The sequence below is a fragment of the Methylorubrum subtropicum genome (assembly GCF_038442325.1).
GTDB lineage: Bacteria > Pseudomonadota > Alphaproteobacteria > Rhizobiales > Beijerinckiaceae > Methylobacterium > Methylobacterium subtropicum.
In genome coordinates this window covers 32240-57111 of sequence record NZ_JBBXMW010000027.1, presented here as the reverse complement: position 1 = coordinate 57111, position 24872 = coordinate 32240, and the positions used below count along the sequence as shown (strand labels likewise).

The following is a 24872-nucleotide window of genomic DNA, read 5'->3' as shown; positions in this document are numbered from 1 at the left end:
TCCGGCACCGCCGAAAACAAACCCTGCACTTCCAGCATCGATCACCTCCTGTCTATAAGGAGGCGTCAACGCATGGCCTTCAACGCGGATCGACGCGCCGAAAAGTCATATGCGATAGCCCTGCCCTCATCCTGAGGTGCCGCGAAGCGGCCTCGAAGGAGGGCTCCAGCGGAGCGCGCGATCTCTGGAGCCCTCCTTCGAGGCTTCGCTACGCTGCGCACTTCAGGATGAGGGGTGTGGGTGGGATGAGGCGCCTCGAACGAAACCGCCTCACGTCTCCGGCGGCACCAGCAGATAAATGTCCATGATCCAGCCCTGCCGCTCCCGCGCTTCGGCCCGCACCCGGCGAATCTCGTCCGCCACGTCGCCGAGCCGGCCGCTTAAAAGAATCTCGTCCGGCGTGCCGAGATAGGCGCCCCAGTAGATCGTCAGCGCCGGGTCGAGCCCGTCGAAGCGCGGGTCGCCGTCGAGCATCACCACGGTGGCGCCGTCCACCGCGCCGGCCTCGCGCAGGCGGCGGCCGGTGGTGATGCGGACCGGCTCACCGATGCGGTGGAGCGGGATGCGGTGGCTGGCGGCGAGCGCCTGCACGCTGGTGATGCCGGGCACGACCGAGACGGCGAAATCGATGCGCCCGCGGGCGCGCACGCGGTCGAGGATGCGCAGCGTCGAATCGTAGAGGGCCGGGTCGCCCCAGACCAGGAAGGCGCCCTGCTCGTCCGCGCCGAGATGCGTCGCGATCAGGTCTTCGTAGAGGGCCGCGCGGGCGGCGTGCCAGTCGTCCACTGCGAGGCCGTAATCGACGGGGCGGCGGTCGCGCTCGGGGTCGGGCGCCTCGACGAAGCGGCAGCCGGGCCGCTCGCGGTAGCGCTCGCAGATCGTCCGGCGCACGGCGTTGAGGCCGGACTTGGCCTCGCCCTTGTCGAGGGCGAAGACGACGTCGATGGCGTTGAGCGCCCGGATGCCCTGAAGCGTCAGGTGCTCGGGATTGCCCGTGCCGATGCCGATGAGATGGATGGTTCGCAACGTCCGCGTCCTGCGCGGGGACGCCTGGTCCCCGAAACGGCTCCCCGAGACGGGAGCGATGGAAGCGGCTTCTTAAACGTTTGGGGTCATAAAGGGAGGGTCGGCGGGGTTCAGCCGACCAGGGCGGTCAGGCAGACGCCGAACAGGGTGACGAAGGACATCGTCGCCATGAACTTGATGTCTTCGATACGCTGGCTCATCGCTCTCGCTCCATCGGCTGGCCCGCTGGCCGCCACATCCGTTAAGTAACTCCTAATCTGTTTCGCTGGGATGCCGCGGTGCGTTTCGTCACCGTGACTCACGCAATCCCGGGCTCTTCCCGACGAAACATCCTTAACGGTTTATGAACAGCCGTAAGACTGGTCGAGCGCCGCTTCGGGACTGCTGAACGCGCGATCGGGCTCCGCGGTTTCAGCTTGACCGTTGCGTGGCCTTGCATCTCGGCGAAGTGCCGCGCAGGAAGGCGGCCGCTCACGATTCGCGCGGAAGAAGTCATGGCGCAGATCGCCTTCGTCGCGCCGCCCTTCCTCGGCCATCTCAACCCGATGCTGGCGCTGGCGGCCGAGCTGGAGCGGCGCGGCCACCGCGCCACCTTCCTGCACATGGCGGATGTCGCCCGCTTCGTGGAGACGCGCGGCCTCGCCTTCCGCCCGCTCGGGGCGTCGAGCCATCCGGCGGGATTCCTCGCCGAGATGAACCGCGGGATCGGGCGCCTCAACGGGCCGTTCGGGGTGCGCCGCACGGTGAGCCGCGTCGCCGGCATCACCGAGATGCTGTGCCGCGAATTGCCCGCGGCGCTCCGGGCGATCGGCGCCGACCTCATCGTCTGCGATCAGGTCGAGGCGGCGGGCGGGCTCGCCGCGATGCATCTCGGGCTGCCGCACGTTTCGCTGGCGAGCGCGCTGCCGATCAACTGGGAGGCGGCGGTGCCGCCGATCTTCACGCCCTGGCGCCCCCATGCGGCGCCCTGGGCGCTGACGCGCAACCGCGTCGGTCATCGCGCCACCGCGTACCTGATGCGCCCGATCGGATCGGTTGTAATCGAGTACGCGGATCGGTGGAATCTCGGTCCCCGCCGCCGGGTCGATCATGCCCTTTCGGCCTATCTGCAGATTGCGCAGACGGTCGCGGGGCTGGAATTCCCGCGCCAAAAACTGCCGCCGGTCTTCCACTATGTCGGGCCGATCCGCGCTCCCTCGCCCCCCGGCCTCGCCCTCCCCCGCGACGGGCGCCCGCTCGCCTACGCCTCGCTCGGCTCGCTCCAGGGCGGGCGCTTTTCCGTGTTTCGCCGCTTCGCCGAGGCCGCCGAGCGGGCCGGGATGCAACTCGTCCTCACCCATGCGGGCGGGCTGAGCGAGGCGCAGGTCGCCCGCCTGCCGGGCAAGCCGCTCGCCTACGATTTCCTGCCCCAGGGGCCGGTGCTGCGGGAGGCGTCCGTGGCGATCCTGCATGGCGGGCTCAACACCGTGCTCGATGCCTGCGCCGCGGGCGTGCCGCTCGTCGTCGTGCCGATCGCCTTCGAGCAGGGCGCCATCGCGGTGCGGGTGGAACATGCCGGCGCCGGGATCGGCCTGCCGCGCTGGCGCCTCTCGGCCAACGCGCTCGCGGCGGCGGTCGCCCGCGTGCGGGACGAGCCCGCGTTTCGCGCGGCGTCCGTGCGGCTGCGTGAAGAGATCGCCCGCGCCGGGGGCGTCGCGCGAGCCGCCGACCTCACCGAGACGCTGCTGCGCACCGGTCAGCCGGTGCTGGCTTGAGCGTCGGCCTTTCGCAGCCGGGGCCGGGCCGCTACAGCACCTCGCGGGGCGAGCAGGGTCTTTTGAAGGTGTCTGACCAGTCCAACGAGGCGGGGCGTCGACCGCGCACCGTCCTCGTCACCTTCGGCACACGCGGCGACGTGATGCCGTTCTGCGTGCTGGGCCGGGCGCTGACCGAGCGCGGCCACGCGGTCCGCCTCGTCACCACCAGCGACTACCACAAGAGCGTGCGCGGCTTCGGCCTGGAGCCGGTCGAGACCGGCGAGGGCTTCGAGGCGATCCTGAAGGACCCGCGCTTCGAGCCGCTGTTCCGCAACTACTTCTCCGCCGGCCTCTCCAGCCTGCCGCTGATCGGGCATCTGCGCCGCGCCGTCCAGGATCGGCTGACCACGCTGATCGAGACGAGTCTCACCGAGATGCGCGACGCCGACATCGTCGTGTTCAACCCCTTCGCCTTCTTCGCCGGACCGCTGGCGCGGGAACTCGGCATTCCCGCGGTGCGGGTGATGGCCCAGCCGCTGCTGCCGACCCGGACGATGTCGGCCTCACTGTTCGGCGGGGTCGATCGCGGCCGGATCGAGAACCGGTTGAGCTACGAATCCTTCCGGTTGCTGTCGCTGTTCGGGCGCCGTTCCTTCGCCGAGATCCGGCGCCGCCACGGCCTTGGCCGGGGGCTGCGGGCGCTGTCCAACCCGCTGACGAAGGATCTCGCCGGCCTGCACCACATCGCCGCCTGGAGCCCGGCGCTCAGCCCCGATCCCGGCGATTGGCCGGTGCCGGCGCTGGTGACCGGGGCGTGGCAGACGCGGCCCGATCCGCAAGCCCGCCTCGGCGAGCATATCGAGGTGTTTCTCGGCGCCGGCCCGCCGCCGGTCTATGTCGGCTTCGGCTCGATGTTCTGGGGAGCCAAGCGCAACACCGAGGTGGTGCTGCGCGCCCTCGAACTGTGGGGCGGCCGGGCGATCCTCCAGACCGGGCCGGGGGGCTTGCAACCGCCCGCCGACCTGCCGCCGAACCTCACCCATACCCGCCACGCCGACCACGGCCTGCTGTTCCCCCGCGTCGCCGCCGTGGTGCATCACGGCGGGGCCGGCACCACCGCGGCGGCGCTGCGCGCCGGGCGCCCGAGCGTGATCCTGCCGCTGCTTGGCGACCAGCTCTTTTGGGGAAGACGCGTCGCGGCGCTCGGCGCGGCGGAAGAGCCGGTGCCGCTGCGTCAGGTCGGCCCGGAGGAACTCGCTGCCCGGATCGCCCGCGCGGTGTCCGATGCCGGCATGGCGCAGGCGGCCGCCGAAGTCGGTCGACGCCTCTCCGAGGAGCCCGGTGTAACGATCGCCGCCGACCGGATCGACGGTCTCGCCCGCGAGAGGATGCGCCGATGAGCGAGCCCGCTCACCCCCTCTGCCCCGTCACCGGCGAACCGGCGGTACGGCGGGTGCAGGTCGTCGATGCCCGGCTGCTGACGGCGCTGTGGCGCATCGTCCACCGCACCGATCCGCGCCCGAGCTTTCGCGGCGCCGCCCGCTTCGGCCTGTGGGAATCGCCCACCGGCCTCTACTTCTTTGATCCCATGCGGGCGGGCGATGCGGGCTTCTATGCCGGCTTCTACCGTAGCCGCTTCATGCAGGGGTACCTGCGCGATGCCGGCCGGGCCGAGTTCGGGCTCGTCGCGGAGTGCATCGCGCCGGGCGCGCGGGTGCTCGATGTCGGCTGCGGCTTCGGCACCTTCCGCCACCGCGTGCCGCGGGCCGACTATACCGGCCTCGACCCGAACTTTTCCGGCGACCCTTCCGAGAATCCGTGGGCGCGGGCCGAGATGCTGGCCGAGCATCTGGCGGAGCGCTCGGGCTTCTACGACGCGGCCTGCGCCTTTCAGGTGATGGAGCATGTCGAGGACCCGCTCGGACTGATGCGCGAGATGGCCGCCGCCCTGCGCCCCGGCGGCTCCGCCTTCGTCTGCGTGCCGCACGTGCCCTCGGCCCCGACCCGCGTTCCGAACTGGCTCACCAACGCCGTGCCGCACCATCTGACATGGTGGACCGCCCCCGCGCTGCGGGCGCTCGCCGCGCGGGCCGGGCTGACGGAGGCCGAGGTGCTGGTCGTGCCCTGGTCGCGCGCCGACGTGTTCGTCTACTGGCTCGCCCGGTTCTCGCCCGTGAAGGCGACGACGCGCCACTACCGCCACGCCGCCGCGTGGCACCTCGCGCCGCTCGCCGCCGCGCTCCCGGCCTATCTCGCGAGCCGGTTCATGCCCCTGCCGAAGCCCGGCCGCGACGAGGGCGTCTCGCTGCTGCTGGTCGCACGCAAGCCGGCCCTCGCTTGACGGGAAGCGGGCCACTTGGACAGAAGCCGCCCGGAATGGGGGCAGGATCGAGGACCATGCCAATGACGACCCGACGACGCGCCGCCCTCGGCCTGATCGGCCTTCTCGCCGGCCCGGCGCTCGCCGCCCCCTGCATGCCGCCCGCCCCGCCCCCGGCGGAGGCGCGGCCGACGGCGCCGAAGCGCCCCGAGAAACCCGCTTGCCTCGACGCCAAGGGCGGCTGCCCCGGCTGGGAGGCCTACAGCTTCAACGACGCCGTGAAGGCCTACAACGCGCAGGTCCAAACCTACCGGCCGCTCGCCGAGGCCTACCTGCAGAAGCTGAACGCCTACGTGAAGGCGGCGAGCGACTACGCGCAGTGCGAGGCGAAGGCGTTGCAGCCGTAGCGGCGCCGCCTTCGCGGCATGAAGGCCCTGTGTTAGTCTCGAAACATGAGCGTCCAGGCTAAAGCCGACATGACCGTCGATGCGTTCCTCACCTGGGCCGAGGGGCAACCGGGACGCCACGAACTCATCGACGGCGAGGTCGTGGCGATGTCGCCGCAACGAGCGCGGCACACCCGCGTGAAGTATCGTGTGCAGTCCGCGCTCGAACGCGCCATATCGGACGCGGGCCTCCCCTGCGAAATGCTGCCCGACGGCATGACCGTGCGGGTCGATGCGCGTACCGCCTTCGAGCCGGATGCGCTCGTACAGTGCGGTGAACTCTTATCCGACGATGCCGTGGAGGCGGACAGCCCCATCATCGTCGTCGAAGTGCTATCGCCCGGCACGAAGCGCATCGATACCGGCCACAAGCTTCAGGGGTACTTCCGCCTGCCGAGCGTGATTCACTACCTCATCGTCGATGCTGAGCGGCGCACGGTCATCCACCACCGCCGCGGCGAGGGCGAGCTGATCGAGACCCGGATCGCCTCGTCCGGCGAACTGCGCCTCGATCCGCCCGGCCTGACGCTGCCGGTCGCCGCTCTCTTCGACGCTTAGCGCGTCGTCCTGGATATCATATCCAAGACGACGCGCTAAGTTATTGTGCCGCATCGGCTTTTTCCGAAAGCCGGCTCCCACCTTTCGGGCCGATGCTTTAGCGCTTCTTGGCAAAGGCCAAAGCCTTCGCCCGCATCACCTCGGCCGCCCGCGCGATGCCGTCCGCGTCCACGTCGAGATGGGTGGTGGCGCGAATGTGGTGGGTGCCGAGCGCGCGCACCCGCACGCCCTCCTCCAGGCAGGCGGCGGCGTACTCCGCGCCCGTGATGCCGAGGCCTTCAACCGAGAAGTACAGGATGTTCGACTGCCCTGCCGTCTCATCGAAATCGAGGCCCGGTAGACCGGCGACCGCCTTGTGAAGCTCCCTGGCGTGGGCGTTGTCGCGGGCGAGCTGATCGATGTGGTGATCCAGCGCGTAGAGCCCGGCCGCGGCGAGCACGCCCGACTGGCGCATGGCGCCGCCGAGCCGGTACTTCCACTGCCACGCCGCCTCCACGAACGCGGAGGAGCCGCACAGGACCGCGCCCACCGGGCAGCCGAGCCCCTTGCTGAGATCGATCCAGGCGCTGTCGAAGCCCGCGGCGTAGTCGGAGGCCGGGATGCCGGTGGCGGCGACCGCGTTGAGCAGGCGGGCGCCGTCGATATGCGCCACCAGCCCGCGCCCCTGCGCCACGTCGCGGATGCGGCGCATCTCGGCGAGATCCCACACCGTGCCGCCGGAAAAGCTCGTGGTCTGCTCGATCGAGACCAGGGCCGAGCGCGGCGCGGTGCGTTGCCGGGGACGGATCGCCGCGGCTACGGCATCCGCCGTGAACAGCCCGACCCTTGTGGACAGCGGCCGCACCGACACGCCGCCGAGCGCCGCCGCGCCCGCGGCCTCGGTGTTGTAGATGTGCGACTGGTCGTCGACGATGATCTCGTCGCCGCGCCGCGTGTGCACGAGGATCGAGGCGAGGTTGCACAGCGTGCCGGACGGCATGAACACGCCGGCCTCCAGCCCGAGCAGGGCCGCCACTCGCTCGCACAGGGCGTTGGTGGTGGGATCGGAGCCGGATTGCTCGTCGCCGACCTCGGCCCTGGCCATGGCCTCGCGCATGCCGGGCGTCGGCCGGGTCTGGGTGTCGCTGAACAGGTCGATCATCGCGGTTTCGTGTCTCGCCGCCGGGGCCCGGCTGGTCGGGCACGATATTGCATGAAAAATACAAACCGTGCCAAGCTCGGTCCGGGCGCTGCCGGGGAGCGCTTCCGGCGACACCGACAAGGTTTTCAACCGGCTCGCGAAGTCGGGATGCCGGTCCTGCCTCGACATCGGACGAGCCGCTCCCTAGACATCGAATCGCGAAATCTCGCATTCAAGAATGATTTGACCGCTCGATGAATAGAATTGAGCCCAGTATCGGGATCAGCCGGCGCTACCTCCACGACGAGGTGGCCGACCGCATGCGCGAGCTGATCAACGACGGCGAGTTGGAGCCGCGCGCGCGGGTCAACGAGAGCGAGTTGACAGAGCGTTTCGGCATCTCGCGCACGCCGCTGCGCGAAGCGATCAAGATCCTGGCGACGGAAGGTCTTCTGGAGCTGCTGCCGAATCGCGGTGCGCGGGTCGCCAGCATTTCGCAGACCGAGCTGGAGGAGATGATCGAGATCGTCGCCGGCCTGGAGGCCACGGCCTGCGACATCGCCTGCCGGGTCATCAGCGATGCCGAGATCGAGGCCATCGCGGCCAAGCACGACGCGATGATCGAGGCCTGGAAGGCGCGCGACACGGCCCCGTATTTCCGGCTCAACCGCGAGATCCACGAAGCGATCATGCAGGCGAGCCGCAACACCAAGCTGCGCAGCCTCTACGACGGGCTCACCGGCCGCATCCAGCGCACCCGCTACACCGCCCACCAGACCGACGAGCAATGGGCCAAGGCGGTCGATGAGCACGAGCGGATGATCAAACACCTGCGCGCCCGCGACGGCGACGCGCTCGCCACGGTGATGCGCAATCACATCCGCTCGAAGAAGCCGGTGATCGCCGCGATGTACGGCGAGGAGGACGGCTGAGGCGGGGAAGCGCCAGCCCGGCGGTTCTCCCGGCAATCCCACCCACCGCCCTCATCCTGAGGTGGCCGCGTCAGCGGCCCTCGAAGGAGGGCTCCAGGGATCGCGCGACTCGCTGGAGCCCTCCTTCGAGGCTCAGCCTTCGGCTGAGCACCTCAGGATGAGGGGGGTGTGTGGGAGGAGCGCTGGCCCCGCCCTCACCGCCCCCTGAACGCGGGCGGGCGCTTGGACAGGAACGCGTCCATGCCCTCGCGAAAATCCTCGCTGGTGTAGCAGAGCACGATCAGGTCGTCGCCGGATGCGTCCTGCCCCTCGCTGGCCTGCCCTTTGGACAGGCGGCGCAGGCCCTCCTTGGTCGCCTGCAGCGTGAGCGGGGCGTGGCTCGCGAGCAGGGTCGCCAGTTCGCTCGCGCGGGCCTGCACGGCGGCGGCGTCCGCCACGACCTCGTTGGCGAAGCCGATGGCGCGGGCCTCGTCGGCGCCGACGAGGCGGGCGGTGAACAGGATGTCCTTCACCCGCGGCGCGCCGATCAGGCCCGAGAGCCGCCGCAGGGTCGATTGCGACAGGCAGTTGCCGAGCGTGCGCGCGATCGGGATGCCGAAGCGGGCGTCCTGGGAGGCGATGCGCAGGTCGCAGGCCGCGGCGATCGCCATGCCGCCGCCGGTGCAGGCGCCCGCGACCGCGGCGATGGTCGGCACCCGCAGCCGCTCCAGGCTGCCGAGAACCTTGTCCATGAAGCGCTCGTAGCCCAGCGCCTCCTCGGCCGTGCGAAAATTGCGGAACTGGCCGATATCGGTGCCGGCGGCGAAGGCCTTGTCGCCCGCGCCCGTCACGATCACCGCCTTGACCGAGCGGTCGGCCTCGATCCGCCCGCACAGCTCGACCAGCCGCTCGTACATCGCGAAGGTGAGCGCGTTGCGGGCCTGGGGCCGGTTGAGGGTGATGCGGGCGATGCCGCCGTCATCGACCGCGTAGAGGAGTTCGTCGCTCAAGGCGGCCTCGGTCGTCATCGGTCAGGCTCCGGTTTTTTCGGATCAGGCTGCGGTTTCGCCGACGATGCCGCGGGCGATCAGATCGTCGATCTGCCCCGCATCGTAGCCGACCTCGGCGAGGATCGCGCGGCTGTGCTCGCCGAGCAGCGGCGCCGGGCCGTGGACGCGGCCGGGCGTCTGCGAGAATTTCACCGGCAGGCCCAGTGTCTCCATCCGCCCGGCGCGGGCGTGATCGACTTCGACCACCATCGCGCGGGCGCGTGTATGCGGGTCGGCCTGCATCGCCAGCACGTCGAGCACGGGCCCGGCGGGCACGCCGCCCGCTTCCAGCCGGGCGAGCCAATCGGCGGACGGGGACCGGCGGAAATGCGGGGCGAGCGCTGCGGCCAGCGCCTCGCGGTTCGCCATCCGGTCGCGATTGGCGGAAAATCGCGGATCGGCCGAGAGGTCTTCGGCGCCGAGCACTCCGAGCAGCCGCAGCCAGTTGGTCTGGTTGGCCGCGCCGATGGTGATCCACCCGTCCGCGGTCTCGAATGCCTCGTAGGGGGCGTTGAGGGGGTGAGCCGAGCCCATCGGCCCCGGCGCGGCGCCCGTCGCCATGGCGATGGCCGATTGCCAGTAGGTCAGGGTGATGCCGGCCTCGAACAGCGAGGTGTCCACGATCTGACCCTCGCCGGTCTTGAGGCGATGGGCGTAGGCTGCCAGCACGCCCATCGCGGCGAGCAGGCCGGCGGTGATGTCGGTGACGGGCGGGCCGCACTTCATCGGCGGGCGCCCCAGCCCCTCGCCGGTGATGCTCATCAGCCCGCTCATGCCCTGCGCCACCAGATCGAACCCGGCCCGCTCGGCATAGGGACCGGAGCGGCCGAAGCCGGAGAGCGAGCAGTAGATCAGCGCCGGAAACTCGGCCTTCAGCACGTCGTAGCCGAGGCCCAGCCGCTCCATCGTGCCGGCGCGGTAGTTCTCGATCAGCACGTCGGCTCCCGCCAGCAGCCGGCGCAGCACCGCCTTGCCGTCCGGGTTCTTGAGGTCGAGGCTGATGCCGCGCTTGCCGCGGTTCATCATCATGTAGGCGGCGCTCTCGCCTTCGATGGCGGGCGGCACCGAGCGGCGGGTGTCGTCGCCGCCATCGATTTTTTCGACCTTGATCACCTCGGCGCCCATGTCGCCGAGCATCAGCCCGCAGACCGGGCCGGCCATGATGTGGGCGAGTTCGATCACGCGCAGGCCCGCGAGCGGCCCGGAACGGGGCGGCTCGGCCATCACGCGCCTCGATGCGGCGGCACGAAGATATGGCCTCGGCCCATCGCAGTTCCCCCCGCCCGCGCTGCCCGCGAGCCGTTGAATTATGAATCGAGCTTACGCAGTCCGCCGGTCTCGGGGCAACCGCGGCCTTGTGCGATCCTTCGGCGGCTTGTCGGTACTCGGTACGTATCGTGCGCGGGAACGCGCAGCCCGCCCAGGCGGTTATCGACGCGAGCGTGGCCGTATGGCGCGGGACGGGAGAGACGGGATGCACGGGGTGAGAACGGTGGTCGGCCTCGCGGCCCTCCTCGGCGGGTTCGTGACAACGAGCGCGGCCGAGGCCGGCTGCACCCGGCAGATCGTCAACCGCTCGGGCTACACCGCCCTCGTCAGCCGCGACGGCGGCCCCTGGGTCGCGGTGCGCCCGCACCGCTCGCAGGCGATCCGCTTCAACCAGTCCGGCCGCATCGACGTGGCCCTGACCTGCGGCCCCGGCGCCGGCCCCGAGGGCGCGGCGTTCCGGGCGAGCTACGGCACGGTCGCGGTGATCGACCGCTGCTACATCCGGTTCGGCGACGGCTTCTTCGAGGAGCAGCTCGGCGGCGGCTTCTGGGGCCGCAAGGACACCGCGCCGCTGGCGCTGAACAACCCGCGCCAGGGCGACCTCGTGGTCGGCCCGGCGGCAGGCGCCTGCGTGACCGAGCGCGCCGCGCTCAGTGCGCGGTACTGAGAAACTGACCCCCGTCATTCCGGGGCGCTGATAAGCGAACCCGGAATCCACGACTGGCCGCGACGCCTCGTATGGCCGCGCATCACGGGTGGATTCCGGGTTCCGCTGCGCGGCCCCGGAATGACGGTGAGGGGAATGAGAGAAGGGCGGTGAACCCCCGGGCTCCCCTGCGCCCCCAACCTACCCCATTCCCAAAAATTCGCTTTCCGAACAGCAGCGTGGTAACCCGCCGGCCCGTCGTCGCGAACGACGCGCCGAGACGAGATTCATGCGTCCGATCCTTCCCATCGCCGGAGCCATCGCCCTCGCCATGACCGCAGCCGCTTCCGCCCAGCCCGTCACGCTGCCCTCGGGCCTGTCCTACGTCGACGAGGTGGTCGGCACCGGCCCCGAGCCGCAGACCGGCCAGCAGGTCACCGTGCACTACACCGGCTGGCTCGATGCCGGCGGCGGTCAGAAGGGCAAGAAGTTCGATTCCTCCCGCGACCGCGGCCAGCCCTTCAGCTTCAAGATCGGCGCCGGCCAGGTGATCCGCGGCTGGGACGAGGGCGTCGCCACGATGAAGGCCGGCGGTCGCCGCATCCTCACCATCCCGCCGGAGCTGGGCTACGGCCCCCGCGGCGCGGGCGGCGTCATCCCGCCGAATGCCACGCTGATCTTCGACGTCGAGCTGATCGGCTCCCGTTGAGTTGAAGCCTCGCGCCTACGCCGCCTTGGCGTAGGCGCTGGTCGCCATGGCGTTGCGGGCCCGCTCCGCCGCCTCGCGCAGTTCGGCGGCGCGTAGGCGTCCGTCCGCGCCGGTCGTGCGTTTTTCCAGATCGCGGCACAGCTCCGACAGCTCGACGAAGCCGAGCTGGCCGCTGAGCGAGACGAGCGCGTGCGCCTCGGTGGCGAAGTCCCTGGCGCCGATCTCGGCGGCGCAGAGCAGGCCGACCCGCCGCTCGATCTCGCGCATCGCCGCCGCCAAGAGGTCGCCGATCCGCTCGCGGCCCACCACGCCTGCCATCATCTCCAGCATCGCCTCGTCGAGGATGCGGGCCGGCGCCGGAGCATCCGCCCGGCACAGCCGGTCGATCGTTCCGAACAGGTCGGGCCAGTGCACGGGCTTGGCCACATGCGCGTCGGTGCCCGCCGAGCGGCAGCGCTCGACCTCGTCGTTCATGGCATTGGCGGTCAGCGCGATGATCGGCAGGCGGGCGTGGCCGTTCGCCAACTCGAAGGCGCGGATCGCGGCGGTGGCCTCCAGCCCGTCCATCTCGGGCATCTGCACGTCCATCAGGATCACGTCGAAGCCGGTGCCGGCCTTCACGGCCTCCAGCGCCTCACGGCCGTTGCCGACGAGGGTGACGGCGTGGCCCTTCCGTTGGAGGACGGTGGTGAGGATCTCCTGATTGATGCGGTTGTCCTCCGCCAGCAGGATGCGGCGCACGCTCGGCGCGGCGCCGAGCAGTTCCGGCCGGGCGGAGGCCGGGCGCTCGGCCTGGGCCAGCGGCAGGGGCAGCGCGAACCAGAAGGTCGAGCCCGCGCCGACCCGGCTCTCGACGCCGATCTCGCCGCCCATCAGCGCCGCGAGCCGCTTGCAGATGGCGAGCCCGAGGCCGGTGCCGCCGAAGCGGCGCGCGGTCGAGCCGTCGGCCTGGCTGAAGCGCTCGAACAGACGCGGCAGGGCGTCCTCCGCGATGCCGATGCCGGTGTCCGACACTGCGATGCGCACCAGCGGCACGCCGCCCTGCGCGCCGGCGCGGGTCACGGCGATCGACACCCGCCCCCCGGCCGTGAACTTCACCGCGTTGGTGGCGAGGTTGAGCAGGATCTGGCGGATGCGCGTCGGGTCGCCCTTCAGCCAGTCGGGCAGATCGGGGGCGATGGAGACGGTGAGCGCCAGATCCTTGTCGCGGGCGGCTTCGGCTGCCAGCCTGCGGCAGCTCTCGACTAGTTCGGACAGGCTGAACGGCACGCTCTCGACGATCATCTCGCCGGCCTCGATCTTCGAGAAGTCGAGGATGTCGTTGACGATGGTGAGCAGCGAGCGGCTCGATTCCTGGGCGAGGCCGACGAGGCGGCGCTGAGCCGGGTTCAGGCTCGGGTCGCTCTGGAGCAGGTCGTGGGTGCCGAGCATGCCGGCGAGCGGCGTGCGCAGCTCGTGGCTCATGTTGGCCAGGAACTCGGCCTTGATCCGCGCGCCGGCCTCGGCCTGCGCCTTGGCCTGTTCGAGATGGCGGGCCTGCCGCTGGCGCTCGGTGACGTCGCGGATCGCGGTGACGATCTGCACGTCGCCCGCCTCGCCCGGCACGCGGCGGAAGGCGGCCTCGGCCCAGATGTAGTGGCCGGCCTTGTGGCGCAGGCGGTAGATGACGCTGGCGGCCGGACGCGCGTCGCTGAGGCGGAGCGTGGTGGAAAAAACCTCGGCGAGGTCGTCCGGGTGGATCCAGTCGCGCATGCCGAGGCCGTGGGCCTCCTCCACCGTGTAGCCGAGCATCGCGGTGACGGCGGGCGAGATGTAGCTGCGCCGCCCGTCGGCATGGCCGAGCACGATCAGGTCGGAGGCGTTGTCGGCGAGCAGGCGGTAGCGCGCCTCGCTCTCGCGGCGGGCCTCGTCGGCGCGACGGCGCTCGTCGATGTTGCGCACCGAGGCGACGAAGCCGCCGAAGCATCGTCCTGGCAGGCGCAGGGCCTTCAGCGAGGCCTCGACCCAGATCCAGCGCCCGTCGCGGTGGCGCAGCCGGGCGACGCTCACGGCCCGGTCCCTTCTGCCGTCCGCGAGGCCGGCGAGCGTCGCGGCGAAATCCGCCGCGTCGTCGGCATGGACGAGGTCGGAAAACGGCGTGCCGGTCAGCGCCTCGGGCTCGCCGCCGACGAGGTCGCGCACCGCGGGCGACACGTAGAGGCAGCGCCCGTCGGGGCCGGTCTGCACCACCATGTCGGTGGCGGCGTCAGCGAGCATGCGGTAGCGCGCCTCGCTCGACACCACCGAGGCCTCGGCGCGGATGCGCTGGGTGATGTCGGAGAAGACGCCGAACAGGCCGGTGACGACGGGTGCGCCGTCCTCGCCCGCGGGTCCGAGCACGCAGATGCCGCGGGCCTGAACGTGGCGCACCTCGCCGTCGGGCCGCACGAGACGCTTGGTGAACTCGAAGCTGCCGTGGCTCTCCACCGCCCGAGCGATCAACCCGGCGACGCTGTCGCGGTCGTCCGGATGGTAGGCGGCGAGACCGTCTTCCAGGGTCGGCCGGAACGTCGCCGGGTCGCGGCCGTGGATGCGGTAGACCTCGTCCGACCAGCGGATCAGGCCGCTTCCCACGTCGAGATGCCAGTGGCCGACATGGGCCATCTGCTCGGCCATGAGCAGGAGGCGGTTGGCATCGAGCGCGGCGGCTTCCGCCTCGCGCAGGTGGGTGATGTCGCGCGCGCCCGCGAAGACGCGCCCGATCCGCCCATCGGGCCGGTGCAGCGGCACGTGGACGACCTCCCAGACGCGGCCCCCCTCCCCGTCGCCGCGCTCGAACGCCCGCGGGGCGCCCGCCCGGATCGTGGCGTCGAGGTCGGCGGCGACGGGGGCGTGGAGGTCCGGCGGCAGGATCTCGTACAGGGGCCGGCCCTTGATATCGTCGCTGCGGCGCCCGAGCATCCCGGCGGCCCGGCCGTTCAGCGCCTCCAGGCGCACCGTGCCGTCGGGCTCGATCCGGTGGACGAACAGGCCGTCGGTGGAATGGTCGAACAGGGCGCGGAACAGCGATTGCGCTTCCACCGCCTCGCGCTCCGCCGCGCGGATGCGGCGCTCGCGCCGCTCCAGGCCGATGCCGAGGCCGATCAGCGCCAGCACGGCGAGCCCGAGGGCGGCGGCCGTGATCAGCGCCTCGCGCCGCCACGCCGCGACGATGTCGTCGAGGCTGACGCCGACGGAGACGATGAGCGAGGGATGGCGCGCGAGGCGCTCGTAGCCGGTGAGCCGCAGCACGCCGTCGACGGCGCCGGGCAGTTCGAGCAGGTGCGTCGCCCGGCCGCCCGCATTGAGCGCGCGGAAGAACGCGGTGTCGGCGAAGCTCCGGTCGGTCGGCGCGACCGCGGGGCGGCGCACCAGAAGGCGCCCGTCCTCGTGCCAGAGGGCGATGGCGCCGCGGGTGTCGAGCCGAACGCCGTCGTAGACGTCCTGCAATACCTTGGGGTCGAGGGCGGCCACCACGATGCCGCTGAAGCTGCCGTCGGGCCGGGTCAGCCGCCGGGAGATCGGGATGATGGGGCCGGCATGCCCCCGGTCCGGCCGCGGCGTGCCGACGAACAGGCTGGTGCCCGGATGCGCGCGGTGCCAGCGCAGGTCGTCGCGGCCCGGCTCCGGCGCGCGGCCGGCCTCGGGATCGCGCGAATCGGCAAGCCAGTGCCCGTCGGCGTCGAGCACGGCGAGGTAGCGGACATGGGCCGAGCCCTCGGCGCGGCGCCGGATGTAGTGCGAGAGCGCTGCGCGATCCTCGCTGCCGGCGCGCTCGGCCATGCCGGAGAGCGTCAGCTCGATGCCGTCGAGGAGGCCGGTGGCGTGCTGAGCCATCGCGCGGCTGATGTTGGTCACATCGTCGCGCGCCTTGCTCATCGCCGCGTCCCAGGCGCGGGAAATCTGCCACACACCGAGCAGGACGATGAGCAGCGCGCAGGCGAAGGCCGTCACCACTCCGGGGCCGGAGCGGAACAGCGGGGAGCGCAGGCCCGGATCGGTGCGCACGTCGGGGGCGGCCTTCCGTGGGACCGCCTTCCTGGCGGCCATCTTCGCGTCAGTGCCGAATCGGGGTTCGGCACGCCGCAGATTCCACATGACCGGGCAAGCAATGGTTAACGCGTCGGTAACGCTGCGCGCGTTTCGTCCCCGTGCCCCAAAAACACGAATGCGGACAGGCCGTTGCCACGGCCGGACCGCCCTTTCACGATCCCGTGATCCGCGTATCCCGGAAACGGTTCGGCAACCGGAGCGCCGAACCGGCTCGGAAACCCGTCAGATCAGCTTCTGCTCGCGGGCGAGCGCCTGGAGGTCGCGCTGCGGCCGGGCGCCGATATGCTCGATCACCTCTGCCGCCGCGAGCGCGCCGAGGCGGGCGCTCGCCACGTAGTCGAGGCCGCGGGCGTGGCCGGCGAGGAAGCCCGCGGCGAACAGGTCGCCCGCGCCGGTGGTGTCCACCACCTCGCGCACCGGCGAGGCCTCGACCGAGCGGACCTCGCCGCCGCGCACCACCAGCGCGCCCTCGGCCGAGCGGGTGACGAGGCCGAGCAGGTGCTTGCCGTGGCCGCCGCGCTCGTCGCGGAGCGCCGCGATCGCCTTGTCCGGATCGTCGGTGGAATAGAGGCTCTGCAGCTCGCCGATATTGGCGAACAGGATGTCGATGCTGCCCTCGCGGATCAGCCCCAGGAACTCGTCGCGGTAGCGATCGACGCAGAACGCGTCCGACAGCGTCAGCGCCACGGCGTTGCCGGCGCCGTGGGCGATGCCGACCGCCTTGCGGAACGCGTCCTTGGCGGCGGGCGGATCCCACAGGTAGCCTTCGAGGTAGGTGACGCGGGCGGCCCGCACCGCAGTCTCGTCCACGTCGTCGGAGGACAGCTTCTGGCAGGCGCCGAGATAGGTGTTCATGGTGCGCTCGCCGTCCGGCGTCACCAGGATGAAGCAGCGAGCGGTGGCCGGACCCTCGCTCGCCGGGGCGCTCTCGAACGCGACGCCGGTGGCCTTGAGGTCGTGGCTGAACAGGCGGCCGAGTTCGTCGTCGCGGACCTTGCCGACGAAGCCGGTCTTGGCGCCGAGCAACGCCGCGCCGACGGCGGTGTTGGCGCCCGAGCCGCCGGAGACTACGGTGGCCGGCCCCATCACGGAGAACAGCGCCTCGGCGCGCGCCTCGTCGATGAGCTGCATCGCGCCCTTGGCCACGCCCTGTTCGACCAGGAAGGCGTCGTCGGCATGCGCGATGAGATCGACGATGGCGTTGCCGAGGACGAGGAGATCGAGGGGTTGCGACATCGGTCCGTCCAGTCTCGCGGGGTCAGATGATCCCGCGGCTGTCGCACCGTGCCGATGGGGCGTCAAGCAACGGCTCGTCCGCGAGGCGTCGCCGCTCTTGCAGCCGAATGGAGCGCTCTGCGCTTCGTCAACCCACCCCCGTCATTCCGGGGCCGCGAAGCGGAACCCGGAATCCACCCGTGATGCACGGTCTCACAAAGCGTCGCGGCCAGTCGTGGATTCCGGGTTCGCTTCGCGCCCCGGAATGACGGTGGGTGAATGTACGTAGGAGCTATTTCTTATCCAGCTCCTGGGCCATCTTAAGATGCTCGTCGATATGCGGCTTGTTCTTGGCCGCGAACGCCTTCAGCTCGGCGTTGTCGCCGCCCTCCGCGTAGCGCTTGTAGAGGTCGGACGCGGTCTTGTGCCCGCGCACCTGATCCTCGTGATACTGCTTGGTGAAGTCGGCGCCCTTCAGGCCCTTGAGCGTGTCGAGCTTGCTCTGGTGGGTCGAATCGAGCGCCTTCGGCAGCTCGGCCTTCACATGGCCGCTCTGAAGGATCATCTTCATCTCGTCGGAGATCTTGCGGTGATCCTCGATCATCTTTTTGGCGAACGCCTTGGTCGGCTCGTCGGCGCGCTCCAGGGCGAGTTCGCTGGTCTGGATCTCGAACAGGTCGCTGATCGCGGCCTGCGTGACGAAATCCTGGGTCGAGGGGCTGACGCCGATCAGCGAGTTCACCCCGGTCTTCTCGCCGACCGATTGCGCCGCGGCGGGGCCGGCGGCGGCGATCAGCAGGCAGGCGACGGCAGTCGTTACTCTCATGACGGGCACTCCTGTGGCGGCTCCCTCTCGGGCTGTGGGAACCGGGGGGTGAGCCGCCGGTTCCTGCCGCGACCCGGAGGCTACCCGCCGCAATCCGCCGTCTCGCGGGCGAGCCAGTCGATGACGCGCGACAGCGCCCTGCGCTCGCTCGCGCCTTTCCCGAGCGCCTTCTCGTAGGCGGCGATCTGCCCGTCGGCGCTCGATCCGCAGGAGGCGATGGTGAGCGCGTGGGCGACCTGGGAAGCGCAGCCCAGGGCCGCCGCGTCCTCCGCCGTGAGGTCGAGCAGGCGCTCGACGAGGCGGCGCACCGGCACGATCTCTTCCGCGGCCTCGTCGATCAGCGAGGCGTGGACGCCGTCGCGCTCGGCCCGCCACAGGTTCTCCTGAGCGACGCCGCGGCTGGCGCCGGTGAGCGGCACGGCGAGGTCGGGCCGGCGCACGTAGAGGCGCACGAGGCAGCGGTAGAGCGCGGCGATGGCGAGCGCGTCCTTGAGCCGGGTGCAGCTGTCGGCGACGCGCAATTCCAGGGTCGGATAACGGACGGACGGGCGGATGTGCCACCAGAGATAGGTCGCGTCCTCGACCGCGCCCGCCCGCGTCATCACCCGGACGAAGCGGTCGAAGTCGGCGGCGTCGGCGAAGAGTTCGGGCAGGCCGGTGCGGGGCAGCTCGGCGTAGGCGCGCAGGCGGTAGCCCGCGAGGCCGGTGCGGTGCCGGTCGTAGAACGGCGAGGAGGTCGAGAGCGCGAGCAGCACCGGGAGATGCGGCATCAGCCGGTTGATCAGCGCGATCCGTTCGTCCGGGTCCGGCACCTCGACATGGACGTGCAGCCCGCAGACGACCGAGCGGCGCCCGACCATCTGGAGGTTGTCGATCATCTTGCGGTAGCGCAGCTTCGAGGTCTCGCGCTGCTTGGCCCAGATCGCGGTCGGATGGGTGCCGGCGGCGAAGACCTTCAGGCCGTGCTCGCGTCCGATCCGGCACAGGCCGGTGCGCAAACCCGCCAGCGCGTCCTCGGCCTCCGCGAAGCTGTCGGAGGGTTTTGAGGAAATCTCCGCCTGATTTTCGAGCAGTTCGCGCTCGACGCCCTCCAGCCGATGGCCCGCGGCCTCGTGGAACGCGGCGACCGAATCCTGCGGCGCTGCCCGCGTCCGGGCATCCGCCAGAAACAGCTCTTCCTCGATCCCGAACCGGTACGCGTGGGCCATTGCCGCCTGATGTCCTCTCGCCCGGATGGGGCCGGGCTCATACACGGCGCAAGCAATCCCGTGTCCAGTTGGTTAGCGTCTTTAGCGCACGATGCGGTCCAAACGGTTGTTCACGAAGAAATACAGCTCCTTGGCGCCGGGCTCGGCATAGAGCACCTGCACCTCGCGGCCGGCGCGCCCCTCGCCCACCAGCACGTCGGTCGGCGGGCGGCCCTTGAGGCGCACGAGATCGCATTCGTCGATGCCCGGCTCGATCGCCGCCGCAGTGCCGGGCGCCGGCCCGGTGCAGGCGCCGCCCGCGTCGAGGACGGGGCCGGAGAGGGTCGCGGGGGTTTTGGGTAGTACGGCGCTCGGCGGCGGGGGGGCCGGAACGGGCGCGGCCCGCTCCGTCGCCGTGCAGGCGGAGAGCGCGGTCAGCGCGAGAAGAACCCCAAAAAATCTCACGGCGTCGGCCTCGTGCGCTCCGGCTCGCTCCCGCCTCCGGCGGTTCCGTCGGAACGGCCTCGAATGGCTTTGGCATAGAGGTCGGCGGCGTCTTCGTGGAACGCTTTTCGCGAGTCGGGCCGGGTGTAGAACATGTGCCCGCCGGGATAGACCGAGAGCTTGAGCCGGTCGGCGGAGCCGTAGACCGGCATCTGGTCGATCAAGAGCTTCGAGGTGAAGTAGGGCGTCACCAGATCGGTGAAGCCGTGGACCACGAGGACGCGAAGGTTGCCGTCGAGCGCCAGGGCGTCCTTGAGCGCGCCCATCGCCTCCGGCGGGGAGCGGCCCGAACCCCAGCTCCAGCCGCGGTTGACCGCATCCGAGAGGAGTTCGTAGCGCATGTTCTCGACGCGCCAGCCGAGCTTTTCCGTGTAGAGCCGCAACATGGCGCCCGTGAGCGGGGCCTTGAGCGCGGTCAGCACCGGGTCCTCGAAGCCCGAATGGGGCGCGTTCGGATCGGGGTCCCAGCCGGTCACCCCGGTGTCGTAGGCCGAGGCGACGCGGCCGGAATCGCGCCCGATCTCGCGCTGGTAGCTGCCCGCCGAAATGCGCCCGGCCTGCCGCCGCACGGTCTCGGGATCGAGCCCGGTCAGCGCCGCTACCTTGTCGGAGAGCCGCACCACCGCCTCACGGTCGGCTGGGCCCTTCAACAGGTCGGCGAGGTACTCGCCCGACGCGTAGGCTTCTGCCTCCTTCATCGTTGCGCGCGTCGGCGTCGCGCCCTTGCGCTCCTGGCCGGCGGCCGCGAAGGACGGCAGCCGGGTCACGTAGCCCCAGGGCGTGGTGCGGGGCGATTGCAGCCACGCGAAATCGAGCACGGGCGAGAGCAGCACGAGGCCGGACAGGCCGATCCCGACATCGTCCTGAAGCTTCTGCGCGATCAGCGGCCCGCGGAAGCCGCCGTAACTCTCGCCGACGAAGAATTTCGGCGAGGCGAGCCGGTCGTTTTGGCGCAGGTACCGCGCGATGGTGGCGGACAGGATCGAGGCGTCGGCGTCGATGTTCCAGTACTTCTTGCCGTCGCCGTCCGCGGCGCGGCTGTACCCGGTGCCGACGGGATCGAGGAAGACCAGATCGGTGAAGTCGAGCCAGGTCGAGGGGTTGGGCTGGAGATCGAGCCGCTGCGACGGGCTGATCGTCCCGCCGTCCGTCGGCAGGCGCCAGGGGCCGAGCGCGCCGATGTTGAGATAGGCCGAGGCCGCGCCGGGGCCGCCGTTGACCGCGAAGGTGATCGGGCGCGCAGCCGTCTCCTCCTGCGTGCCGGGCTTGAGATAGGCGATGAAGGCGATCTCGGACTGAAGCTTGCCGTCCTCATCGACGAGGCCGAGGCTCCCCGCGGTCGCCTTGAAGCTGAGCGAGCGGCCGTCGCCGAGATCGATCTTCTGCTCGGTGGTGGAATCGGGCGGCAGGCGCCGGCCCTCGCGGTCGGGGGCCTTGCGGGCCTGACCCGGCGGCGGGCCCTGCTGGGCCGAAGCGGTGACCGGCGCGAGGCCGATACCGAGCGCCAGGAGGGCGGTGAGGCCCGTTCGCAGCTTGGCCTTCATCATGATCCTGTTCCGATGGCCCGACGCGACCGACGCCCCGGGATCACGCGGACCCGGCGAGACGGGGGTCGTAGAGCCATTTCCTCACCTTGCGGGCGCGGAGGCGGTCCCGGTCGGGATGCTCCGCGTTGATGAGGATGTTGCACTCCTCGGGCACGATCACCGATGGGACGAAGAGCAGCACGGAGCGCTTCGCCTTGGCCCACGCACTGCCGTAGGCGATGCTGGTCCGCCCAGCGGGCTCCGCTTCCCAGCCGATCTTGAGAGAATCCGCGGTCTCGACCTCGGCCGCCGCCCAGATATCGTCGGGCACCGCGATCTCGACCAGATAGCGGTTGAGCGGCAGGCCGCCGGCATTGAGATGAACCACCGTCTCCAGGCAGGCCAGGGCGCGGCTCTCGGAAGCATAGAGCATCGGCACGCCGACCTCGTTCCAACGGCCCCCGGTGATCTTGGCGCCCGCGCCGGACAGGTCGTCGGCCTCGTACTCCTTCGTGTCGGTCGCGATGCGCCAGACCGAGCGGGTCACGCATAGGCCCCACTCTGGATGCGGGCGAGCGCCTGCGCGACCAGCGACTGTCCCTCCATCGTATCGAGCAGCTCGATCGGCCGGACACCGCCCAAGGCCGGCAGCGGCGCGCGCAGCCATTGCGCCAGCCAAGCGGGCGCATCGAAGCCGTCCGCGGCGCCGGATTCGGCGAGCATCGCTTCGAGCTGTCCGACGAGGCGTGCCATCCCGATCACCCGCTCGCCGTCCTCCGGCGACAGCGCCTCGTCGCGGGCGGCCTTCCGGTTGACCGTCGCGGTCTTGAGGTTGAGGGCCTCGAACAGGATGCTCTGTTCGAGGCGCAGGTCGGCGGTCAGCCGCTTGGCTTGACGCGCCGGCACGCCCGCGCGGATGAGGCGGATGCGGTCACCCGGCGAGGCACGGTAGATCTCGGCATAGGCCAAGGGACCGGACGGGACACGCCCAGCCTCGGATTTGACGGCGACGCGGGACATGGTCTGCTCCTTCGAGCAGTAGCGTAGCTCAATCGAGCAGCCGGTCAATCGGCAGGCATCACGCCTTCTTGTTCCAGCGGCCGGTCTCGTCCTGCTGCCAGTAGGCGACGCTGTGGCCCGCATCCTTGGCGACGCGCCATTGCTCGCGGGCGCGCAGCAGGGCGTCGGTGTCGGTGCCGTCGAACAGGATGCAGATGCGCGCATAGCCGCCCGCATCCTCGGGCAGGTCCGCGCCCTCCACGAGGAAGCGGATCGAGGCGCCGTTGGGGTTGTCCGGGCGCAGGGTCAGCACCACGGGCTGGGTCGCGGCGTCGCTGTCGCGGTCGGTGCCGTGGGGGAGAAAACTCTCGTCGGTGTAGGTCCACAGGCCGTCGTCGAGGGCCTGAAGCCGCTCCTCGCTTACCGCCTGGATGGCCGCCTGCCAGCCGCGCTCCAGCGACTTCTCGAGGAGGTTCGGCAGCACCTTCTCGAGGGGCTGGCGCTGAAGGTGGTAGAACAGGATTTCGGTCACGGCGGCCCTGATATAGGGCCGCCGCCCGTCGGCACAGCGCGGACGGAGCGTCGCGGGGTGTGAAACAGCGTTCTGAACATCGCCGGTGCTCGTGGGGTTCTCCTCCCAACACAAACATCAGGGATGGATGACATGCGAACCACCACGATCGCGCTCGCCGCCACGCTCAGCTTTGCCCTGTCGGGTGCCGCCCTCGCCCAGGCGGGCGCGGGGGCCGGGACGGCCGGCAGCGGAAGCGCCCAGGGCAACATGAACAATCCCGGCAGCGTGAAGAGCAATTCCGAGAAGGCGATGGAGGGCCGGACCGGCTCGACCACCGGCACGACCGGAACCGGCATGGCACCGGCCGCCCCCGGCGCGGCGGGCGGCAGCATGGGCACCGGAACCGGTGGCCCGGGCGCCGGGCCGGGCGCAGGAGCGGCGGGCGGTCGCTGAGCGTCTCCGAACGGGAAAGGGCCGGATCATCCGGCCCTTTCCACGAATTAATCGTCCTGTGCTTTGCTTCGCGCCTACACCAAGCGGCTCTGCTCGACGGCCGCTGCCACGAAGCCCTTGAACAGCGGGTGCGGCTCGAAGGGGCGCGACTTCAGTTCCGGATGGAACTGCACGCCGATGAACCACGGGTGCCCCTCGTGCTCGATGGTCTCGGGCAGGAGGCCGTCCGGCGAGGTGCCGGAGAAGCGCAGGCCCTTGGCCTCCAGGCACTCGCGATAGGCCATGTTGACCTCGTAGCGGTGGCGGTGGCGCTCGGAAATTTCGGTGTCGCCGTACATCTGCGCGATCTTGGTCCCGGCCTTCAGCGTCGCCCCGTAGGCGCCGAGGCGCATCGTGCCGCCGAGATTGCCCTCGGCCGCGCGCCGCTCCAGCTCGTTGCCGCGCATCCACTCGGTCAGCAGGCCGACCACCGGCTCCTTCGTCTCGCCGAACTCGGTGGAGTTGGCGTCCGCGATGCCGGCGAGCGAGCGCGCCGCCTCGATCACCGCCATCTGCATGCCGAAGCAGATGCCGAAATACGGGATGCGCCGCTCGCGGGCGTAGCGGGCCGCGCGGATCTTGCCCTCCGCGCCGCGCTGGCCGAAGCCGCCGGGCACGAGGATGCCGTGCAGCCCTTCGAGGAACGGCGCTGGGTCCTCGCGCTCGAACACCTCCGCCTCGATCCATTCGAGGTTGACGCGCACGTTGTTGGCGATGCCGCCGTGGGTGAGCGCCTCGGTCAGCGACTTGTAGGCGTCCTTGAGCCCCGTGTACTTGCCGACGATGGCGATGGTGACCTCGCCCTCGGGGTTGCGCACCCGCTCCAGAATCCTCTGCCAGCGGTCGAGCTTGGGCTCCTGGGGCGGCTCCATGCCGAAATGCGCCAGGATCTCCCGGTCGAGGCCAGCCTCGCGGTAGGAGAGCGGCACGGCGTAGATCGTGTCGACGTCGCGGGCCTCGATGACCGCGCTTTCCCGCACGTTGCAGAAGAGGCCGAGCTTGCGCCGCTCGTCCTGCGGGATCGGCCGGTCGCAGCGGCAGAGCAGGATGTCGGGCTGGATGCCGATGGAGCGCAACTCCTTGACGGAGTGCTGCGTCGGCTTGGTCTTCAGCTCGCCGGCCGAAGGGATGTAGGGCAGCAGGGTGAGATGCAGGTAGCAGACGCTGCCGCGCGGGCGCTCCTGGCCGATCTGGCGGATCGCCTCGAAGAACGGCAGGCCCTCGATGTCGCCGACCGTGCCGCCGATCTCGACGAGCACGAAGTCGTCCTCGCCGTCGCTGTCGAGCACGAACGACTTGATGGCGTTGGTCACGTGCGGGATCACCTGGATCGTCGCGCCGAGATAGTCGCCGCGCCGCTCCTTGGTGATGATGTCGAGGTAGATGCGCCCCGTGGTCACGTTGTCGGCGCGGGACGCCGGGAGCCCCGTGAAGCGCTCGTAATGGCCGAGATCGAGATCAGTCTCGGCGCCGTCGTCGGTGACGAACACCTCGCCGTGCTGGGTCGGGCTCATCGTGCCCGGATCGACGTTGAGGTAGGGGTCGAGCTTGCGCAGGCGGACGCGGTAGCCGCGGGCCTGAAGCAGCGCCGCGAGGGCGGCGGAGGCGAGACCCTTGCCGAGCGAGGAGACCACGCCGCCGGTGATGAAGACGTACCGCGTCATGGGCTTCGGTCCATAAAGGGGCTCGAGCGATTCGCCAAACCGCAACGGTCGCCGCACCCCGCCGGCCGAACGGGGCGCGGCGCA

23 protein-coding genes are annotated in these 24872 nt (G+C 70.7%); 9 read left to right on the top strand and 14 right to left on the bottom strand.

Annotated elements, in window-relative coordinates:
• Nucleotides 1-270: 270 nt before the first annotated feature.
• Nucleotides 271-1026: a precorrin-6A synthase (deacetylating) gene (gene cobF / locus AAHG03_RS24490; protein ID WP_342153963.1), complete on the bottom strand. Its 756-nt coding sequence runs from the start codon at nt 1024-1026 to the stop codon at nt 271-273.
• A 494-nt stretch (nt 1027-1520) separates the two neighbouring features.
• On the opposite strand from cobF, the gene AAHG03_RS24485 reads away from it, so the two are divergent.
• From AAHG03_RS24485 to AAHG03_RS24465, 5 genes are all read left to right on the top strand, one after another.
• Complete coding sequence (locus AAHG03_RS24485) at nt 1521-2780, top strand: nucleotide disphospho-sugar-binding domain-containing protein (RefSeq protein ID WP_342153961.1); 1260 nt, start codon at nt 1521-1523, stop codon at nt 2778-2780.
• Nucleotides 2777-4162 carry a glycosyltransferase gene (locus tag AAHG03_RS24480; protein ID WP_342153959.1) on the top strand — a complete coding sequence of 462 codons (1386 nt, stop codon included), beginning with the start codon at nt 2777-2779 and terminating at the stop codon, nt 4160-4162. Before AAHG03_RS24485 ends, AAHG03_RS24480 begins: the two co-directional genes overlap by 4 nt.
• Entirely contained in the window at nt 4159-5103 is a 945-nt protein-coding gene (locus AAHG03_RS24475; protein ID WP_342153957.1) for a class I SAM-dependent methyltransferase, read from the top strand. The genes AAHG03_RS24480 and AAHG03_RS24475 overlap by 4 nt, the downstream gene beginning before the upstream one ends.
• 62 nt (nt 5104-5165) lie before the next feature.
• Nucleotides 5166-5489 carry a hypothetical protein gene (locus AAHG03_RS24470; protein WP_342153955.1) on the top strand — a complete coding sequence of 108 codons (324 nt, stop codon included), beginning with the start codon at nt 5166-5168 and terminating at the stop codon, nt 5487-5489.
• 45 nt (nt 5490-5534) lie between these two features.
• On the top strand, nt 5535-6086 hold the full coding sequence (locus AAHG03_RS24465; protein WP_342153953.1) for a Uma2 family endonuclease: 552 nt from the start codon (nt 5535-5537) through the stop codon (nt 6084-6086).
• A gap of 97 nt (nt 6087-6183) precedes the next feature.
• Here AAHG03_RS24465 and AAHG03_RS24460 read toward each other — a convergent pair whose 3' ends face one another.
• A complete protein-coding gene (locus AAHG03_RS24460) occupies nt 6184-7227 on the bottom strand; it encodes a threonine aldolase family protein (RefSeq protein ID WP_342153951.1) in 1044 nt (347 codons plus the stop codon).
• 233 nt (nt 7228-7460) lie between these two features.
• Here AAHG03_RS24460 and AAHG03_RS24455 point away from each other — a divergent pair, with 233 nt between their 5' ends.
• Nucleotides 7461-8138, top strand: a complete 678-nt coding sequence (locus tag AAHG03_RS24455; protein WP_342153949.1) for a GntR family transcriptional regulator — start codon at nt 7461-7463, stop codon at nt 8136-8138.
• A 194-nt stretch (nt 8139-8332) separates the two neighbouring features.
• On the opposite strand, the gene AAHG03_RS24450 is transcribed toward AAHG03_RS24455, so the two are convergent.
• The gene (locus AAHG03_RS24450; protein WP_342153947.1) at nt 8333-9145 is read right to left on the bottom strand and encodes an enoyl-CoA hydratase/isomerase family protein; all 813 of its coding nucleotides are present in this window, start codon (nt 9143-9145) and stop codon (nt 8333-8335) included.
• Nucleotides 9146-9169: 24 nt separating this feature from the next.
• A complete protein-coding gene (locus AAHG03_RS24445) occupies nt 9170-10390 on the bottom strand; it encodes a CaiB/BaiF CoA transferase family protein (protein ID WP_342153945.1) in 1221 nt (406 codons plus the stop codon).
• A gap of 250 nt (nt 10391-10640) precedes the next feature.
• On the opposite strand from AAHG03_RS24445, the gene AAHG03_RS24440 reads away from it, so the two are divergent.
• Nucleotides 10641-11102 (top strand): hypothetical protein, encoded by a 462-nt coding sequence (locus tag AAHG03_RS24440; RefSeq protein WP_342153943.1) that lies wholly within the window; start codon nt 10641-10643, stop codon nt 11100-11102.
• A 268-nt stretch (nt 11103-11370) separates the two neighbouring features.
• Entirely contained in the window at nt 11371-11790 is a 420-nt protein-coding gene (locus AAHG03_RS24435) for an FKBP-type peptidyl-prolyl cis-trans isomerase (protein WP_342153941.1), read from the top strand.
• A 15-nt stretch (nt 11791-11805) separates the two neighbouring features.
• Here the strand turns inward: AAHG03_RS24435 and AAHG03_RS24430 are convergent, their stop codons facing one another.
• The 9 genes from AAHG03_RS24430 to AAHG03_RS24390 all read right to left on the bottom strand — a co-directional run bounded on the left by AAHG03_RS24430 (nt 11806) and on the right by AAHG03_RS24390 (nt 22650).
• A complete protein-coding gene (locus tag AAHG03_RS24430) occupies nt 11806-15858 on the bottom strand; it encodes a PAS domain S-box protein (RefSeq protein ID WP_342153939.1) in 4053 nt (1350 codons plus the stop codon).
• Nucleotides 15859-16083: 225 nt separating this feature from the next.
• Nucleotides 16084-17097: an adenosine kinase gene (locus tag AAHG03_RS24425; protein WP_342153937.1), complete on the bottom strand. Its 1014-nt coding sequence runs from the start codon at nt 17095-17097 to the stop codon at nt 16084-16086.
• A gap of 271 nt (nt 17098-17368) precedes the next feature.
• Nucleotides 17369-17902 carry a DUF4142 domain-containing protein gene (locus AAHG03_RS24420; protein ID WP_342153935.1) on the bottom strand — a complete coding sequence of 178 codons (534 nt, stop codon included), beginning with the start codon at nt 17900-17902 and terminating at the stop codon, nt 17369-17371.
• Nucleotides 17903-17982: 80 nt separating this feature from the next.
• Nucleotides 17983-19110 carry a carboxylate-amine ligase gene (locus tag AAHG03_RS24415; RefSeq protein ID WP_342153933.1) on the bottom strand — a complete coding sequence of 376 codons (1128 nt, stop codon included), beginning with the start codon at nt 19108-19110 and terminating at the stop codon, nt 17983-17985.
• A gap of 81 nt (nt 19111-19191) precedes the next feature.
• Nucleotides 19192-19554, bottom strand: a complete 363-nt coding sequence (locus tag AAHG03_RS24410) for a hypothetical protein (protein ID WP_342153931.1) — start codon at nt 19552-19554, stop codon at nt 19192-19194.
• Entirely contained in the window at nt 19551-21140 is a 1590-nt protein-coding gene (locus AAHG03_RS24405) for a S10 family peptidase (protein WP_342153930.1), read from the bottom strand. Before AAHG03_RS24405 ends, AAHG03_RS24410 begins: the two co-directional genes overlap by 4 nt.
• Nucleotides 21141-21180: 40 nt before the next feature.
• Nucleotides 21181-21666, bottom strand: coding sequence for a type II toxin-antitoxin system Prs ADP-ribosylating toxin ParT (gene parT, locus AAHG03_RS24400; protein ID WP_342153927.1), 486 nt, complete (start codon nt 21664-21666; stop codon nt 21181-21183).
• The gene (gene parS / locus AAHG03_RS24395) at nt 21663-22139 is read right to left on the bottom strand and encodes a type II RES/Xre toxin-antitoxin system antitoxin (protein WP_342153925.1); all 477 of its coding nucleotides are present in this window, start codon (nt 22137-22139) and stop codon (nt 21663-21665) included. The genes parT and parS overlap by 4 nt, the downstream gene beginning before the upstream one ends.
• A 58-nt stretch (nt 22140-22197) precedes the next feature.
• A complete protein-coding gene (locus AAHG03_RS24390) occupies nt 22198-22650 on the bottom strand; it encodes a DNA polymerase III subunit chi (protein ID WP_342153923.1) in 453 nt (150 codons plus the stop codon).
• Between the two features lie 132 nt (nt 22651-22782).
• Between AAHG03_RS24390 and AAHG03_RS24385 the strand changes: the two genes are divergently transcribed.
• Nucleotides 22783-23085, top strand: coding sequence for a hypothetical protein (locus AAHG03_RS24385; protein ID WP_342153922.1), 303 nt, complete (start codon nt 22783-22785; stop codon nt 23083-23085).
• A 74-nt stretch (nt 23086-23159) separates the two neighbouring features.
• On the opposite strand, the gene AAHG03_RS24380 is transcribed toward AAHG03_RS24385, so the two are convergent.
• Entirely contained in the window at nt 23160-24788 is a 1629-nt protein-coding gene (locus tag AAHG03_RS24380; protein ID WP_342153920.1) for a CTP synthase, read from the bottom strand.
• Between the last annotated feature and the right edge of the window lie 84 nt (nt 24789-24872).

Coding starts and splice junctions, on each gene's coding strand:
- AAHG03_RS24420 (WP_342153935.1), bottom strand. CDS start 17,902: ATGAGAGTAACGACTGCCGTCGCCTGCCTGCTGATCGCCGCCGCCGGC.
- AAHG03_RS24455 (WP_342153949.1), top strand. CDS start 7,461: ATGAATAGAATTGAGCCCAGTATCGGGATCAGCCGGCGCTACCTCCAC.
- AAHG03_RS24470 (WP_342153955.1), top strand. CDS start 5,166: ATGACGACCCGACGACGCGCCGCCCTCGGCCTGATCGGCCTTCTCGCC.
- parS (WP_342153925.1), bottom strand. CDS start 22,139: ATGTCCCGCGTCGCCGTCAAATCCGAGGCTGGGCGTGTCCCGTCCGGT.
- AAHG03_RS24405 (WP_342153930.1), bottom strand. CDS start 21,140: ATGATGAAGGCCAAGCTGCGAACGGGCCTCACCGCCCTCCTGGCGCTC.
- AAHG03_RS24385 (WP_342153922.1), top strand. CDS start 22,783: ATGCGAACCACCACGATCGCGCTCGCCGCCACGCTCAGCTTTGCCCTG.
- AAHG03_RS24450 (WP_342153947.1), bottom strand. CDS start 9,145: ATGACGACCGAGGCCGCCTTGAGCGACGAACTCCTCTACGCGGTCGAT.
- AAHG03_RS24475 (WP_342153957.1), top strand. CDS start 4,159: ATGAGCGAGCCCGCTCACCCCCTCTGCCCCGTCACCGGCGAACCGGCG.
- AAHG03_RS24460 (WP_342153951.1), bottom strand. CDS start 7,227: ATGATCGACCTGTTCAGCGACACCCAGACCCGGCCGACGCCCGGCATG.
- AAHG03_RS24440 (WP_342153943.1), top strand. CDS start 10,641: ATGCACGGGGTGAGAACGGTGGTCGGCCTCGCGGCCCTCCTCGGCGGG.
- AAHG03_RS24380 (WP_342153920.1), bottom strand. CDS start 24,788: ATGACGCGGTACGTCTTCATCACCGGCGGCGTGGTCTCCTCGCTCGGC.
- AAHG03_RS24435 (WP_342153941.1), top strand. CDS start 11,371: ATGCGTCCGATCCTTCCCATCGCCGGAGCCATCGCCCTCGCCATGACC.
- AAHG03_RS24425 (WP_342153937.1), bottom strand. CDS start 17,097: ATGTCGCAACCCCTCGATCTCCTCGTCCTCGGCAACGCCATCGTCGAT.
- AAHG03_RS24415 (WP_342153933.1), bottom strand. CDS start 19,110: ATGGCCCACGCGTACCGGTTCGGGATCGAGGAAGAGCTGTTTCTGGCG.
- AAHG03_RS24445 (WP_342153945.1), bottom strand. CDS start 10,390: ATGGCCGAGCCGCCCCGTTCCGGGCCGCTCGCGGGCCTGCGCGTGATC.
- AAHG03_RS24430 (WP_342153939.1), bottom strand. CDS start 15,858: ATGGCCGCCAGGAAGGCGGTCCCACGGAAGGCCGCCCCCGACGTGCGC.
- AAHG03_RS24465 (WP_342153953.1), top strand. CDS start 5,535: ATGAGCGTCCAGGCTAAAGCCGACATGACCGTCGATGCGTTCCTCACC.
- AAHG03_RS24485 (WP_342153961.1), top strand. CDS start 1,521: ATGGCGCAGATCGCCTTCGTCGCGCCGCCCTTCCTCGGCCATCTCAAC.